The sequence below is a fragment of the Paenibacillus sp. MB22_1 genome, from assembly GCF_047200555.1.
Taxonomy (GTDB): Bacteria; Bacillota; Bacilli; order Paenibacillales; family Paenibacillaceae; genus Fontibacillus; species Fontibacillus phoenicis.
In genome coordinates, this window is sequence record NZ_JBLADV010000001.1 from 1,853,257 (window position 1) to 1,868,473 (window position 15,217).

Here is a 15,217-nt window from a genome sequence, read left to right on the forward strand (position 1 = left end):
CATGCTCACTCCAGCCTTAACGCCATATAATCCTCATCAAAATAGGCTCCATCCCATTTCAAGGCTCTTCGCTCGGTTCCATACCTCTGAAACCCGAGAGATTCGTAAAGCCTTCGTGCCGAATCATTTGTAGAGACCACCGTTAAATTCAGCTGTTCCAGCCCTTCCATCCGCTTGTCTCTCGCAAGGAGTTCTTCCATCAGCGCCTGACCTATCCCCTTCCCACGCATCCCGGGGGTTACTAATAAACCAAACACGTTTCCTTTATGCCGGGTTTTTGGGGAACTTTCTCGAATAAACGTAACGATGCCGGCTAAGGTCCCGTGCTCGTCGAACGCGCCTAGCACAAAGCGGTCTTCGGTTGGTTTGATGCGCTCCGTCACCATGTCCATTGTAAAGTCCGCCTCCCGCTCGAAGGTAGAGCCGAAGGCTTCCGGATTTACCTGCAATCCTTGCAAGCGAAGGCTTTGGTAGATCGACGCGTCGCTCTCCTCTAATATTCGCAGATTCATAGCTTTCCCCCGTTCCGTCTTGGATAGATACCAGAATACCAGAACCCCATCAATTTGAAAAACCTGTAAAAAAAGTTGTTGTAAAACAAACCTCTAAATGGTAATCTATGTAATGATAGCGCTATCATATCAAAATCGAAACCGGTTTAGTATGAATTTCGCCTGTGGTAAGTTAGCCCAATCCATTCATTTTTGAAAGGAGCGATTTTTCATGATGCTAAAACGCGGTAAACCGATTCTTCTCTTTCTGGTGCTCACCCTCCTGGTCGTCTTTGTCCCCGTCCCCAACACGACAAGCGCGGCTCCCAACTGGCAGTTGGTATGGAGCGATGAATTTAACGGTTCCTCGTTGAATCGCGGCGTTTGGACGCCCGAAATTGGCACCGGCCAGAACGGATGGGGGAACAACGAACTTCAATATTATACCGACAGGCCGCAAAACGTACAGGTGACGGGAGGCAATCTGGTCATCACTGCCCAACGGGAAAATTATGAAGGAAGAAACTACACCTCTGCACGAATCAAAACCCAAGGCTTAAAGAGCTTCCAATACGGCAAAATCGAAGCCCGCATTAAGCTTCCAACCGGACAAGGCATTTGGCCGGCGTTCTGGATGCTGGGCGAAAACTTCAGAGATGTCGGTTGGCCTTACTGTGGTGAAATCGACATTATGGAACATGTCAACAATGAATCGGTTGTCCATGGTACCGTCCATTGGGACGCCAATGGATATGCCTCTTATGGCCGGGCCTCGGGCAATTTGGATTTCTCTCAATTCCATACGTACTCCATTGAGTGGGACCCGAGCTATATCCGCTGGTTCGTTGACGGCGTTCAGTACAATGAGATCTATATCGCCAACGGAACCGGGAATACAGAAGAATTCCAGAAGCCGTTCTTCATTCTGCTGAATCTCGCCGTCGGCGGCAACTGGCCGGGCAGCCCGAACGGGTCGACACCTTTTCCTGCACAAATGCTTGTGGATTATGTTCGCGTCTATCAGGATCAAGGGGGTTCCTCGCCCGTCCTTGAGAACGGTGCCGTATACACCATCGCCTCCAAAGTCAGCGGCAAGGTACTGGATGTCGTGGATGTCTCCACTGCGGACGGGGCTAAAATTCAACAGTGGACCAACTATTCCGCCAGCAACCAACGCTTCCGGCTGGAATCCACGGGCGATGGCTATTATAAGCTGACCGCCATCCATAGCGGCAAGGTGCTGGACGTCCCTAGTGCAAGCACAGCCGCAGGCGTGCAGCTGCAACAATGGACGGATAACGGCACCGATGCACAGCGATGGCGAATCGTAGATGCAGGCGGCGGATATTTCAAGCTGATCTCCAAAGCCAGCGGATTGGTCATGGATGTGTCTGGCGCTTCAACAGCGGACGGGGCGGCGGTCCAACAGTGGACCGATAACGGCACGGATGCGCAGAAGTGGATGTTTACGAAGGTAAATTAAGCTTGAGCTTCAAAGGGGCGGATATCAATTTCCGCCCCTTTGGTTCTAGGTAAGCTGGCAGGATAGCCCTTTTCCCCCTGCTCAGGATTGATCGGCGATTTGGATGGAGGGGTTCCGGCGAATCAGCTCTTGAATAAACCGCTCCTGATCCACCGGCGAAATGACGACGCTGCCCAGGACACCGTTCCGGTAATGGATTTCGATCGCATCCCGCGAGAATAAGAGCCGATATCCCAACCAGATATTCGGTTGCCGCGTTATTCGAGTGATATCCTCATAACGAATTTTTGAATGAAACATCCCGCCTTTGACAAACAGCAGATCCTCCCTGATCACATAAGAGATATCAAGCGCTAACCAAGCCAGCAATAGGGTGACGAGCGCATCGGGCACGATGATCCCTACAAGCTCCGTTCGCGTTAACGCTTGCGGATCAAGAAGCAGCGGCCAAAGCAGCACTAGATTAGCAACCAAGAGAAAGAATAGCCAAAGGCATACAAACAACGGATCCCGTTTCGTTTTGAATCGCATAGCAACCCTCCTGCAATTCACGTTTACGAGTAACGTCGAGATATCGCCGGATGTATCCGGGTGTTACGTGCGTTTTTGTATTATTTTACGATCAGGCCAAGCAGTTTGGCAAAGCCGATCGCTTGCTCCGGGGAAACCGTGCAGCCTGCCAAGGCATAGGCCGGGATATCTACGCGTTCAAACGTGCAGGTGCTGATATCCATTCCCTTCAGTGAGGTATCGTTAAAATCCGCCTCATTCAGATCCGAGTTCAGCAGCTCAACCTCTTTAAATTTGGCGCTGTAAAAATTCGCGTTCTGCAGAGAACAGTCATGAAATCTCACCTGCTTCAAGGAGGCTTCCACGAAGTCGCTTAAATTCATGATGCAACACTCAAACATCACGGAGCCGGCATTCACTTTGGACAGATTCAGCCCCGTCAACTTGCAGTCTTTAAAATGCACCCGGTGGATAATGGCATTCTCCAGCACCGCGTTGGATAAATCGCAATTTTCCAGCACGACGTCGGTCATGTCCATCCGCTCAAAAGTGGTACCCACAAAGGAACAGCCCCGAAGCATCACTTTGGATAAAATACATTTTTCGATACTCCCGTACTCATAGGATGCGCCCGCCACCGTAGCTCCAACCAACTCATGGTCCTCATCGTCCAGCACATCCTCCCAATCGGCTTCCATTAATTCAGCCGTAAGCTGTGGGGGACTCATTTTCGTTTTTTTGCTCATCAAGTTTCCTCCCGGATGACGTCTTCGCCAACTCATTCACTTCATCGATCAAGCTTCGGAGTTCTTGGATGCTTTCGCGGAGTGTAAATCACTTGGCTTCTGCGCCGCTTCCAAAGCTTCGGCTAATCCCTTTACATCCAGCCCGTCCACGGCAAAAGCGCGCCGTACCAGCTCATGCGGCACAAACTCGTCGTATTTGCCCAGATAAGGGGCTTCCGACGCAGCTAGCAGCGCCTCCGGGTGAGGAATCGAGGCGAGTTCTGCCTCAATGGCAGCAAGCAGCTCCTTGGCGCCTGCTCTCCCCGACACGACCATATAATAGGGTTCCATCGGCACGACCTGGCGCAGGCCCATTGGATCCGACAAGTTGTGCTTCAGCAATCGTTCCAGGGTGCGAAATTGCTTGCTTCCCGCCCACGGCAAAATAAACAGCGAATCGCCGCCTGCCGGAATCACAGGACTGTTAAGCAGCCCGCTCTCCCGGGCTAACCGGCGCGCCCGTTCCAAGCGATTGGCCGCGCCCGGAGCAAGATACGGGTACAAAGTTTGCTCCTCCAATACCTGGCGCATCTTCTGCATGACCCGGGTATGGACATCTCCCCCGGCGCCAAGCCATAGCGTATCCACCTTGCCGCGCGAGGATTTGACGTACACCGCTTTATGCTTGCTGTCCACTTCCTCGACCTTCCACAGCTTCCCGGCCAAAGAGAAGCAATAGCCAGGCGGCGGCACAGTGGTGATGCTGCCAATTTCCTCAGAGCCGTTGTAGACGACATGCTCCTCGTCATCTTTAAAGACAGCGTAGAAGCGGAAGTTATTTACGACCTTCTCTCCGCCGAGTCCGATGATCAGCGTGCCTTCCTCGGTCTGCTGGATATGGTCGGTTTGCAGCAGGTACTGTAACAACGCCTTGTACTCCTCGGGCTCAACGCCGCGAAACGCCGGCAACGTCAGTACAGCCCGGGCCAAATCCGCCGGTTCCGCTTCGCCGATGCTCTTAAGCGTGCTCATCGTCTGATGGTACAGCACGCCAACCGGCTTCTTGCGCAGCTCGACCGGCTCCACCCAGCGCTCGCGCACATACAGCTCGATGACGGCGATCGCCCGCAGCAGCGTCCACGGCATGCGTGCCGGCAATTGGGCGTCCTCATCCTCTTCCTCTGCGCAGAGGAACATCATCTCCGACGCCTGATCGCCGCGCCGGCCAGAGCGGCCCAGCCGCTGCACGAAGCTGGAGCAGCTGTACGGTGCACCGAGCTGGATGACCCGCTCCAGCTCGCCCAGATCGATGCCGAGCTCCAGCGTCACCGTCGCTGCGGCTACCGCCGGGCCGGGGCCGGAGCGCAACGCGGCCTCGGTCTCTTCACGCAGCATCGCAGAAATGCTGCCGTGATGGACATGGAACACATCACGCTCCTCCCGCTTTGCCGCAATCCGGCGGAGCTCGAGCGTGGTCAACTCGGCGTCCGTGCGGCTGTTGGTGAAGACGAGTGCTTTTTTGCGATGGGTGTTGTCGTAAATGAAGTTATAATACTTCTGCTTGGCCAGCTCCAAATGCTCTGCTTCCCGTTCGTCGCGGGCATCCGGGAAGGAGAAATGCTCCACCGACAGCTTTAGCTTGCGTCCGCCCGGCGGGGAGACCACCTCCACCGGCTGCGGCGTCCCCGCCCCAAGCCATCGGGCAGCGATCTCGTAATCACCAAGCGTAGCTGATAAGCCGATTCGTCTCGGCTTGCAGGAAGCCATACGCTCTAATCGGGTCAGCTGGCTGATAACCTGAATCCCGCGATCGGCCCCCATAAACGCGTGCACCTCATCGATCATGATATATCGCAGATCATGGAACAACGCCGGGATCGCATTCGGGCGGTTCATGAGCAGCCCTTCCAGCGATTCGGGGGTAATTTGCAGGACACCGCTGGGGCATTGCATCAGCTTGGTTTTCTCCGCTTGGGCGACGTCGCCGTGCCAATGCCAGACCGGCACTTCCCCGTCTCGCAGCAGCTCCTTGATCCGCTCGAACTGATCGTTAATCAACGCCTTTAACGGTCCGATGTAAAGAATGCCAACCGACTCCGAAGGCCGATGATAGAGCTCCGTAAGCGCAGGGAAAAAGGCCGCTTCCGTCTTCCCCGACGCGGTGCCTGATGCGATGAGAAGATGGTGCGGCGTGTCAAACAACACGCGGCAGGCTTCGATCTGGGCGTCACGCAGCGAGTCCCATCTTTTGCGGTAAATGTATTCTTGAATAAACGGCGCCAACCGGGAAAAAGGGCTCGTCCCGCTCATAACTCAAACTCCGCCAAAAAGTCGTCCAGCTCGTCGGTGCCGCCCTTGTTCTTGTCCCCTTGGTTCGCAGACGCCGCATATTCCTGCTCCCGTTCGCCCATCAGTTCCTCGAACGACAGCTCCGGCTGCTGGTGCATCAGGTGCAGCACATCCATAAAATCGCGCACGACCTCCCGGGTCGTGAGCAACTCCTCGGCACCCAAGCGGTTCACCGCCGCCTGCATAAAGGCGATCAACTGCTCATCGGTCAGGCGCATCGTATAACCGAAATGGATCGCGTGAATCTCGCGCAGCTTCTGCAGCAAGAGCAAAATTTCCTCATGCGACAGCATGTCCAGCTTCAGGATCGGCGACGTATGCGAACGGCGCGTCCCACTGCTGTAGCGCCCATCGATCAGCCGCGAGCGCAGGGCATCGTAGCTGAACAGCCCGCGCCGCTCGTCTTCCACGAATTGCGGCGTGCCGCCCAAGAAGATGCCGAGGTACTGGGCTTTCCCCTGCATCGTGTCGTTGAACATCGTCAGGATCTTCTCGTAATTGCTTTGGCGGGAGATGCTGTTTGTGATTTTGTACAGATTGACGCCCTCATCGATGAACAGCAGCAGCCCGCGATACCCGATGCGCACTGCAAATTCCGCCCACAGCTTCATGTAGTCGTACCAGTTGTCGTCGTCGATGATCACGCCGACACCCAGCTCCTGGCGCGCCTCCGTTTTGGTTGGCACCTCGCCGCGCAGCCAGCGTAAAGCCGCGGCTTTCCGGTCATCGTCGCCAAGCTTGTAGCCCGACCAGTAGGCTGCCAGCACCTTGGCGAAGTCAAATCCGTGCACGAGGCTTTGCATCTCGTTGGTCACCGCATAAATTCGCAGCTCCACCGCATCATGCAGCTGCGGATCACCGGGACGCAGGCCGGTGGCCTGCATTTGCTCCTGCTGGAGAGCGGCGATCCACTTCTGCAGCATCGTCTCCAGCGCGCCGCCGTCAGGCCGCGTTCGGGTGGATAAATGCATCATCAGCTCCCGATAGGTTGCCAGCCCCTGCCCTTTTGTGCCGACCAGCCGGCGCTCCGGCGAAAGATCGGCGTCAGCCACCACGAAATCGCGGTCCATCGCATAATTGCGAATCATCTGGAGCAGGAAGCTCTTCCCGCTTCCGTAACGCCCTGTGATCAAACGGAAAGCCGCCCCGCCCTCCGCAATATTGTCCATGTCCTGCAGGATCGACGCCACCTCCGGTTTACGCCCGACCGCGATATGCTCCAGCCCGACCCGCGGCACGACCCCGGCCGTCAAGGAATTGACGAGCGCGGTGGTCAGCCGCTTGGGGATTTGCACCTGTTTCATTCTCGTTCACCTCATCGTTCCAAACTTATCCTATATCCTACAATGTATCTCTCTTATCGCTTAGCGTTGACTTGCAAGCCACTCGTCAAGCTCTGCGCGGTAGTCATCTACAACTTCGTCTCCGTCGATTAAGAGATCCCCGATCTGCTCCATCGCCAGCTCATTGATCTCATCGATCAGCAGCTCAGGCATGGAGCCAGCCTGCTCGGCAATCGCTTGGCGTTCCGCAGCACTTTGGCCCTGGAGTAGAGCGGCCAACATCTGCGCCTGCGGAGCCGTCAAGCCAGCGAACAGTTCCTGCCATTCCTCCGGCAGGTTCGTGATCGCCCCGCTTTGGAACTGCTCAGCATCGCTTCGTTCCTCGGCCAATGGCTGAGGAACTTCTTCAACCGGGTGCGGGGACTGCGAATCAATGGCCGTCTCTTCCCTACGCTCCCCAAACGAATCTGCTCTATCGGATCGCGCCGCCTCTGCCTCTTCCAGCACCTGTTCATATCCCCGTTCAAAATCAAAGGCGGGCTGCAACGGTTCCACTTCGACAGGCGATCGTCCTAACGAAATTGCAGCCTGCTCCAGCGGCAGTCCCGGTGCTTCCGGCGCAAAGGCCAGCGTCTGCTCCTCGCTAAGCAGCATGTCTCGCACCTCGTCGGACTCCTGCTGCAGCTTGCGCAATTTGGCGGTGTTAATTTTCACTTTGGGTGCCCGGGCTTTCGCTTCTTCTGCCTTCCGTCGTTCAAATTCCTTGCTCAAATAACGGCGGACCAGTTGCTCGATCTCCGGCCCCACGTCGATCCCCCGCAGCTTTCCCTTAAACCCGGTTAACTCCCGTAATTGGTTCTCGGTCAGGCGTACGAGCTGGGTCAGAAAGGCTCGCAGCGGCGGATGCCCGCTATAAGGCAAGACGGTGACTGGCTTCGTGCGCCCATACAATTCATGATCATACACCGCGCTGCGGAACAGGTAACGGGCGATTTGAGTCTCCTTCGGCTTATACAGCTCCAGAATCCGAATGCCCTTGCTTCTGGAAAGATAGCCGTCGACCAACGAAATGACCCTCGGCACGTAGTTTTGCATGTCCTTGCGCCCTTGCTCCTGGTAAAAGCGGCTCTTTTCCACATCATAATCCACCAGCTTGAGCAGCAGCTCCCAGCTCAGGTCCAGCGGTTCGGCGGTGAATCTTCTGCGCCATTCCAGCTCCTTCAGCTCCATGGACAGATTGCGTGGCAGCTTGGCCATCGGTTCAGTGAGACGTTCCTCCAGTTGGAACACCAAGGCCAAATCGAATAACCACTCCCGTACGTAGAGATCCAGCTTAGGATAACGCTGCCGGTATCCCTGCCAAACCTGTTCCATTAAGGCATATCCTTCGGCCGGCTCCGACCAGCCGATCCCATGGATCAGCTCGTACAAATAAACGAATACGTAAGACAGATCAGTATCCGGATAACGTCCGGAACGGACTTCCCCGCGCCAGAACAAATACCATTTCAGCTGCCTTGGCTGCATCTCATCATAGGTCGGCCAATACGTCTGAAAAGGAACAAACTCCGCTGCCCCCTCAAAGGCTGTCTCCAATTCCTTCGCCTTCTGGACAAACCGTTGCTCCCGGGAAATATAACGAAAATCCTGTTGCCAATCCGTAGTACGCTCCCAAAGATCCGGCGCAACCACCCGGCTCACCGGCTCCTTCCTGCCTTCCTCCGGCTTGTTTCCGTCCACTACTTCCAATTCGGCGAAGGTTAGCTGGTGTTCCGGGTTCGTCTGTCGTTCCCGATTATTATGTAGATGTCGGCTGAAAAAGCTGTGTTTTTCATCCGTTCCGTCGTTCATCGTTCCTAAACCTCCGTCACGTCCATTATACCACCCGACCGAAAATTTGTTCGCCTTTTGAATACTATTTTGCCCTCCCTTATAATGAAAAGCAACTGCAAGTTGCCGGGGAGGGCGAAGGTTTGATGAATCAATGGCTGAAAGCTTGTTTTTTTCTGATCGGAGCGGCCGTTTTAACCCGATTGATCCCGTTCTCCGATTGGTTCCGCATGCTGGACACGATGGTGCATGAGTTGGGCCATGCCGTGGTTACCTTACTTGCGTCCGGACAGGTGCTTCGCATCGAACTGCACCCGGATCACAGCGGCGTCACCTATTCGGTACTGGCATCGGGATGGAGCCAATTCGCCGTATCCTTGGCTGGATATACCTCGGCTTCCCTGTTTGCGGTCGCCATGTTCTTCGGCTATTCCCGACAACAACAAGCCGCCGGCCTCGTCTTGATCAGTATGCTGGCGTTGATCTCGCTGCTGCTGTTTGTACGCTCGGGCTACGGCCGGGGATGGTTGATTTTGTTTGTGCTGGTGAACGCTGCATTTTTCCTGTGGGGAGGACGCATTCGCAACTTCTATTACCTGCTGCTGTCGTTCCTATGCTTGGAAGAGTCGGTGCTGGGGCCGGTCACGCTGCTGCTAAATTCCATTGTATCGCCCAGCCAGGCGGGAGATGCGACCAATCTGGCCCAGCTTACAGGAGTTTCCCCTCTGGTATGGTCGCTAATCTTTCTAGCCATTTCACTGCTATGCGCCTTGTCCGCGCTGCAACTGTATTGGAATGACCGCAGACGGAACCGGGAGAAGCGCAGAATGAGCCGTTCGAGCTCGGTGAGCCCGTAGAGGGCTCCCCTCATCGATCCTTAATGATCGTACATCTCAAGACATGAACTTCCTGATTGTCACGGATCAATGCATCGACATCATCGCTGGACTCCATATAGCCCTTCCCTTTATTTCTCACAATTACGCCCAATACGGCCGTTTCATTTGGGTTCGCGGTAATGGACGTCATGGGATGGGTCATGGCACTATCATAATCGCTCTTGGGCATTTCCGCTTTGGAGCTGACCACGTTTCCTTTTTGCCGGAAAGCAATCGTCCAGACCTCGTCCCCGTTCCTCATGCCAAGGGTCGTTAAATACAAGCGAAAGGTGTCTTTGACCTGTTCCAGAGAAGTTTCCAGCCCGAGCAAGGATCCCACTTTCTCCCCATTCACATACTGATCAACCCAAAAATGAACCCGATTGGCTTGAACCTCACCTAAGTTCACGTCAAATATCAATGAACTATCCGATCCTGTCGCTTTCAGAATGGCATACTCTTCGTCGTCCATCGGCAGGGGTTCAATCTTGATGCCCTCGATTACCTTCTTTGGTAAATGGTTCTCTAGGTCAACCGTCTCCGAACGACTCCCTTCGCAACCCGAGAGGACCAAGGAAGCAACTAGAACACAAGCCAGGATGGGATAAAAATATTTTCTCATTCTACACCTCACAAACTACTGATATTAAATCGATTTCCGTCCGGATCATAGAAATGAAAACTTACTAATCCCTGGGTCAGATAGCCGCCGATCCCGGAGGTTTCGATTCCGCGTTGTTTTAAATATTGATGATACTTGAAAAAGTCTTGACGCTCCTGAATCCAGCACACCGGCTGAACCTGCCCGTCCACTTTGCCGACGTACGCCTCATCACTTTTTTGTTCAAGCACCCAAAGCGACTTCGCTTCGGAATGATTCAGCTGCAGCTCCATCACTGCGTAGCCGTCGGTCGGATGATGCTGGGTACATTTCATGCCCAGATGTTGTCCGTACCATTGAATCGCCTCGTTTAACCGGCTGACGCCTACCCTGATCCAAGAGGGCGCTAAGTCGGAAGATGGCAACGTCAAATCCTCCTGCAGCGTTAACCGGATGCCTTCGGCGGTAGCCCATACATCGAAATACCGGGATTGGGGCCCAGCATATACGGCAGATACTCGCACGCCATCGGTGACAAAAGCTCGCCGCAGACGATCCAATTCCCGGGTTCGAAAGCAAACCCGAAGGTCGGCATCCACGGTCCCTCGTTCAGCATAGTGATGGGGGAGCCGGGTATCCGTAAGATAAGTCACCAGCCAGGTTCCAAAGGGTAACTGAGTCATTTTACCTTGGGAACAGCGGGGATCCACCTTCCAGTTCTCTTGCCGAAGCACCTTCCAGCCAAAGTACTTCTCGAACCACTTCACCACTTGATCCTGATTATCCCACAACACATCGATCGTTTGCCCGTCAAAATAAAGCTCGGGAATCTCCTTGCCCGCTGCCATAGGGAGCCTCCTTCATCCATTCATACAGAACTTTCCAATCCTATTATCGCTGAACCTGTCCGCAGGATAAAGGTAAATATTTGCACTTTGCGCCGCTTCCTTCTGAATCTTTCGTTCATATAATGCGACTGGGACTCACAAACAAGTTTAAAGAATGGCGATTTTGCGGTAAGATGGTATTCGATGTTTCTAGGAACTAGGGATTGGAAAGGAACGGTGCAGATGGATCGGCAGCACATCATCGAACAAGCCGAGCACTTTGTGCAAAACGTGCACAGCGGGGACGGGAGCGGCCACGACTGGTGGCATATTCATCGGGTGCGGAACATGGCCTTGGCCATCGCCCGCAAGGAGCAGGCGGATTTGTTCGTATGCGAGCTGGCGGCCCTGCTGCACGACGTCGCCGACGAGAAGCTGAATCCGTCCAAGGAAGCGGGATTACTTCGGGTTCGCAACTGGTTGGAAGCACATATCGAGGATCCATCCGTCATCAGCGAAGTCATGGAGATTATTTCGACCATGTCATATAATGGCGGCAAAAATCCCCCTATGGCGACGCTCAACGGACAAATCGTTCAGGATGCCGACCGGCTGGATGCCATGGGAGCGATCGGCATTGCCAGAACATTTGCTTATGGGGGCTCCAGAGGCAGATCCATGCATGAACCGGGGCAGGATTTCTCCGATTTGGATTACCGCAGCCATGAGAAAACGACGATTTATCATTTCTACGAAAAGCTATTAAAGTTAAAAGATTTGATGAATACCCGGCATGCCCGGAAGCTGGCCGAATCACGGCATGAATTTATGCTGCGTTTCTTGGAGCAGTTTTACCGGGAATGGGATGCCGCTGACGAACATCAGGATGAACAAACCACAACAAATTCAGGTGATATGAGTGAGAATCGCATTTTTTGACTCAGGGATCGGCGGCTTGACCGTGTTAACGGAGGCGATGAGGAAGCTGCCGAACGAGGATTTTCTTTATTTTGCCGATACGCTCCACGTGCCTTACGGGACCAAAACGCTGCCCGAAGTGAAACGGTACGTCGAGGAATCGGTAAGTCGTATCATGCAGGGCGACATTAAAGCCTTGGTCGTGGCCTGCAATACCGCAACGAGCGCCGCCATCGAGGAACTTCGCCGTACGTACGACATCCCGATTGTCGGCATGGAGCCGGCCGTGAAGCCGGCCGTGAAACGAAGCCAAGCCGCCGGCAAACGGGTCTTGGTTTTTGCGACCTCGTTGACGTTAAGCCTTTCGAAATACACTGACCTGGTGGCCCGGGTGGACGACCACAAGGTGGTGGATTCGATGCCGCTGCCTGAGTTGGTGCAATATTGCGAACAACTGCAGTTCGATCGGGACGAAATCGAGCGTTATTTCAGCCGCAAGCTCGCGGGGATCGATTTGTCGCAATACAGCACGATTGTGCTGGGATGCACGCATTTTCCTTATTACAAAAGCATCCTGCAGCAAATCCTGCCGCCCCATATTGAGCTGATCGACGGCAGCCATGGCACGGTAGAGCGGCTGTGTTCGCTGATTGGCAGCTCGGCCAATCCCGGTCAAGCTTTTAAAGGGCATATCGAGTTCAAATGCTCCGACGAAAACCCGGCTTATCTGGACAAAATGGCCCGGGCGCTGGATTACCTGCAGACGCAATATTCTGCTCAATAATGCGCGGTAACGTATAAAAGCCTTGTCCCGGCGGTGAAATCGCTTAGGACAGGGCTTTTTTAGCTGCGCGGGCATGGGGTTTAATTACTCCATCTCCTCATTGAGCAGAACCATATGAATATGATCTTCCCACTTCCCGTTAATTTGCAGGTACTTTTTCGAGATTCCTTCATTTTGAAAACCTAACTTCTGCACCACGCGAAGCGATGCGTGATTTCTTGGCATGATGTTTGCCTCAATCCGATGCAAGTGCAACTCGCGGAACGCATGGCCAACCACCGCCTCGACGGCTTCCGTCATCAGTCCCTTTCCTTGCTCCTGCTCATCGATTCGATACCCCATGTGGCAGGACTGGAACGCCCCTCTGACAATATTGCTGAGCGCCACCGAACCTATAATCCGGCCATCTTGGAATAGCCAGAATTTCCGGAGCAAACCTTGCTCCATCTTCTCGGCTTCGTCCCGCAGGATTTCCTGTTGAACGGAGTAAGTGTAGAAATCTTCCGTCCTTAGCGGTTCCCACGCCTTAAGGAAGTCTTTATTCCGAACGACAAACGCCAAGACCTGATCCGTATAGGTGTCATCGATGATTTTAAGCGTCATGCGTTTCGTGGTGATTTCATTTTTCATAGATAATCCTCACTTTTTGTAAAAATGGGGGTTGACGCGGCGCTCTTTTTTCTGTAGAATAAAATTAGGGAGAATTTAAATTTATACATTAAATTTGCGCGCATGCTATACCAATATAGCACGCTTTTTTGCGTTTATCAATTTTTTGCGTTTATCAATATGAAAAAATGCCCAAAGCCGCCCCTCTCCAATTGGAGCAAAGGCGGATTTGGGCATTTACGCATCTATAAAGGGTTACGGCAGCGTCTTGATTTTTTCCGCGATGGGTGTTCTTGGCTTGGCCTCCGGAATTTCGGCCGGATACCCGATCCCAAATACGCCAATGACCTCGTAGCCTTCGGGTACACCAAGCACTTCCCGGTTTTGCGCCGAACTTCCGACGGATGACCAGAACGTACCGACACCTGCTTCATGAGCAGCCAGCAAAAAGTTTTGTGCAAAACAAGCGGCAGCCATCACATTCTCATCCCGCGCGAGCGGAGTGGCTCCCGGCTTGGACAACAACGCGATCACAACGGGAGCTCCCCAGAAATCACTCTTATGCTTCAGCTTCGCTCGCGTCTCCGGTCCAACGCGCAATAGCTCCCACGGCTCGTTAAAGCGATGGTTTGGCGCGTAGCTTGCAGCTTCCAGCCAGCCCATGAGTGCTTCCTCATCAATCGGGTCGGGTTTGAACGCTTTTATATTTCTCCGGCTTTTGATCAAATCGATCGTAGACATTGGGTATGTACCTCCTTAAGTAACGAACAAATGGAATAAATGACCTTAAACTCTCCCTCTTGTTTTTATACATATCCTGAGCAAAAGTCAAGCTCGCCCAGATCTACACCCTCAAAACAAAAGACAGCCCCGAACAAAACAGGGCTGCCTTGAGTCGAGAATCTATTGTCGCCTAGTACAAACGTTCCTCACCGGTGACCGGATTTTTAAAAGCCGATTGAATATCGCTTTGGGTCAATTCATCGGCAAATTCCGTATCCTCGGCACGTTTTACGGGGGTTGCCCGCTTCTTTTCCGGGGTTTGCTCCCGGGCTGCTTTGGACGTATCTTTGGATGGATTCGCCATCACCTATGCACACTCCTTCTGCCTTTCATGTTAGGCCTGCTTATGTGCGATAGGTTGCGGCCTAAAGCCCTTTTTTATTCCTATGTAAGCGAATGGCTTAATACGCCGTCCATCCGGCATCCGCCGTAAGCGTCGTACCGTTAACGAAGCTCGAATCATCGGAAGCGAGGAACAAGGCTACCTTGGCAATTTCCTCAGGTTGGCCCGCGCCGGGATTTACACCGATTCCGACTTGCGCCCGCTCCATGCCAAACGGATTGATCGCCGTAAGGGTTGAACCAATGTTCGTTTGTACCGCGCCTGGCGCGATCGCTTTGCCCATTCCGGATGCTGCACCTGTGACGACCGCAACTTTTCCACGTTCCCGCCGTTAATGATAACGATCAGATCCGCATCCTGAATGGTGCTTAACCGATGGGCAATAACGAAGCTGGTACGCCCCTTCCACATCTCGCTACCCGATCCTTTCAGCTACGCTTGTTCGTCGGAGCCATCCGTTCCATCCTTCATTTCATGCAGGCCAAACAGATGGATAAACTCCTGAATCAACTCGTCAACCGCTTTCAGCTCTCCGCTAATCACCGGCTTAATCGCCTCAAATTCCGCCTGACTTAGCTGCCTCTGCAAGGTTTCGCGTTTAATTTGCATCCGTTCCAGAAAGGCGATCGCCTTGCCGCGCCTAAAGGTTTGGGCGCTGCGCAGCTGCGGCTCGGCTTCCTCATGAAATCTTCGCTTCTCCTCTCTACCGTGTCCTCGCCCATCCCGATGCTCATGATGAACGCGTTCATAACGCCCTCCGGGTCCGTGTCTACCGTCTCGCATGTGGCTCCTCCTTATTGTAT

At 53.7% G+C, this 15,217-nt stretch carries 16 protein-coding genes and 1 pseudogene; 4 read left to right on the forward strand and 13 right to left on the reverse strand.

Features of this window, described 5'->3' with window-relative positions; genetic code table 11:
- Positions 1-5: 5 nt before the first annotated feature.
- The gene (locus ACL02P_RS08675) at positions 6-512 is read right to left on the reverse strand and encodes an N-acetyltransferase family protein (RefSeq protein ID WP_412837123.1); all 507 of its coding nucleotides are present in this window, start codon (positions 510-512) and stop codon (positions 6-8) included.
- Positions 513-726: 214 nt separating this feature from the next.
- Between ACL02P_RS08675 and ACL02P_RS08680 the strand changes: the two genes are divergently transcribed.
- Complete coding sequence (locus ACL02P_RS08680; protein ID WP_036643901.1) at positions 727-1,974, forward strand: RICIN domain-containing protein; 1,248 nt, start codon at positions 727-729, stop codon at positions 1,972-1,974.
- Between the two features lie 81 nt (positions 1,975-2,055).
- On the opposite strand, the gene ACL02P_RS08685 is transcribed toward ACL02P_RS08680, so the two are convergent.
- The 5 genes from ACL02P_RS08685 to ACL02P_RS08705 all read right to left on the reverse strand — a co-directional run bounded on the left by ACL02P_RS08685 (position 2,056) and on the right by ACL02P_RS08705 (position 8,692).
- On the reverse strand, positions 2,056-2,505 hold the full coding sequence (locus ACL02P_RS08685; protein WP_009222888.1) for a PH domain-containing protein: 450 nt from the start codon (positions 2,503-2,505) through the stop codon (positions 2,056-2,058).
- An 80-nt stretch (positions 2,506-2,585) separates the two neighbouring features.
- A complete protein-coding gene (locus ACL02P_RS08690; protein WP_009222887.1) occupies positions 2,586-3,230 on the reverse strand; it encodes a pentapeptide repeat-containing protein in 645 nt (214 codons plus the stop codon).
- Positions 3,231-3,278: 48 nt separating this feature from the next.
- A complete protein-coding gene (locus tag ACL02P_RS08695; RefSeq protein WP_412837124.1) occupies positions 3,279-5,519 on the reverse strand; it encodes a DEAD/DEAH box helicase in 2,241 nt (746 codons plus the stop codon).
- Entirely contained in the window at positions 5,516-6,862 is a 1,347-nt protein-coding gene (locus ACL02P_RS08700) for an ATP-binding protein (RefSeq protein WP_412837125.1), read from the reverse strand. Before ACL02P_RS08700 ends, ACL02P_RS08695 begins: the two co-directional genes overlap by 4 nt.
- Positions 6,863-6,922: 60 nt before the next feature.
- Positions 6,923-8,692 (reverse strand): TerB N-terminal domain-containing protein, encoded by a 1,770-nt coding sequence (locus tag ACL02P_RS08705; protein ID WP_412837126.1) that lies wholly within the window; start codon positions 8,690-8,692, stop codon positions 6,923-6,925.
- Positions 8,693-8,817: 125 nt separating this feature from the next.
- Here ACL02P_RS08705 and ACL02P_RS08710 point away from each other — a divergent pair, with 125 nt between their 5' ends.
- Positions 8,818-9,528, forward strand: a complete 711-nt coding sequence (locus ACL02P_RS08710; RefSeq protein ID WP_412837127.1) for a M50 family metallopeptidase — start codon at positions 8,818-8,820, stop codon at positions 9,526-9,528.
- Between the two features lie 10 nt (positions 9,529-9,538).
- On the opposite strand, the gene ACL02P_RS08715 is transcribed toward ACL02P_RS08710, so the two are convergent.
- Positions 9,539-10,171 (reverse strand): hypothetical protein, encoded by a 633-nt coding sequence (locus tag ACL02P_RS08715; RefSeq protein WP_036643708.1) that lies wholly within the window; start codon positions 10,169-10,171, stop codon positions 9,539-9,541.
- Positions 10,172-10,179: 8 nt separating this feature from the next.
- Positions 10,180-10,998: a VOC family protein gene (locus ACL02P_RS08720; protein WP_412837128.1), complete on the reverse strand. Its 819-nt coding sequence runs from the start codon at positions 10,996-10,998 to the stop codon at positions 10,180-10,182.
- A 183-nt stretch (positions 10,999-11,181) separates the two neighbouring features.
- Between ACL02P_RS08720 and ACL02P_RS08725 the strand changes: the two genes are divergently transcribed.
- Both ACL02P_RS08725 and murI read left to right on the forward strand, forming a co-directional pair.
- Positions 11,182-11,916, forward strand: coding sequence for an HD domain-containing protein (locus tag ACL02P_RS08725; RefSeq protein WP_009222880.1), 735 nt, complete (start codon positions 11,182-11,184; stop codon positions 11,914-11,916).
- Positions 11,897-12,679, forward strand: coding sequence for a glutamate racemase (gene murI, locus ACL02P_RS08730; RefSeq protein ID WP_412837129.1), 783 nt, complete (start codon positions 11,897-11,899; stop codon positions 12,677-12,679). The genes ACL02P_RS08725 and murI overlap by 20 nt, the downstream gene beginning before the upstream one ends.
- A gap of 84 nt (positions 12,680-12,763) precedes the next feature.
- Here the strand turns inward: murI and ACL02P_RS08735 are convergent, their stop codons facing one another.
- The 5 genes and pseudogenes from ACL02P_RS08735 to ACL02P_RS08755 all read right to left on the reverse strand — a co-directional run bounded on the left by ACL02P_RS08735 (position 12,764) and on the right by ACL02P_RS08755 (position 15,197).
- On the reverse strand, positions 12,764-13,309 hold the full coding sequence (locus tag ACL02P_RS08735; protein ID WP_009222878.1) for a GNAT family N-acetyltransferase: 546 nt from the start codon (positions 13,307-13,309) through the stop codon (positions 12,764-12,766).
- Positions 13,310-13,543: 234 nt separating this feature from the next.
- Positions 13,544-14,029: a nitroreductase family protein gene (locus ACL02P_RS08740; RefSeq protein ID WP_260071293.1), complete on the reverse strand. Its 486-nt coding sequence runs from the start codon at positions 14,027-14,029 to the stop codon at positions 13,544-13,546.
- A 172-nt stretch (positions 14,030-14,201) separates the two neighbouring features.
- A complete protein-coding gene (locus ACL02P_RS08745) occupies positions 14,202-14,378 on the reverse strand; it encodes a hypothetical protein (RefSeq protein WP_323076348.1) in 177 nt (58 codons plus the stop codon).
- A gap of 94 nt (positions 14,379-14,472) precedes the next feature.
- Positions 14,473-14,688, reverse strand: a pseudogene (locus ACL02P_RS08750) (SDR family oxidoreductase); the annotation flags it as partial.
- Positions 14,689-14,846: 158 nt separating this feature from the next.
- Entirely contained in the window at positions 14,847-15,197 is a 351-nt protein-coding gene (locus tag ACL02P_RS08755) for a hypothetical protein (RefSeq protein WP_260071295.1), read from the reverse strand.
- Between the last annotated feature and the right edge of the window lie 20 nt (positions 15,198-15,217).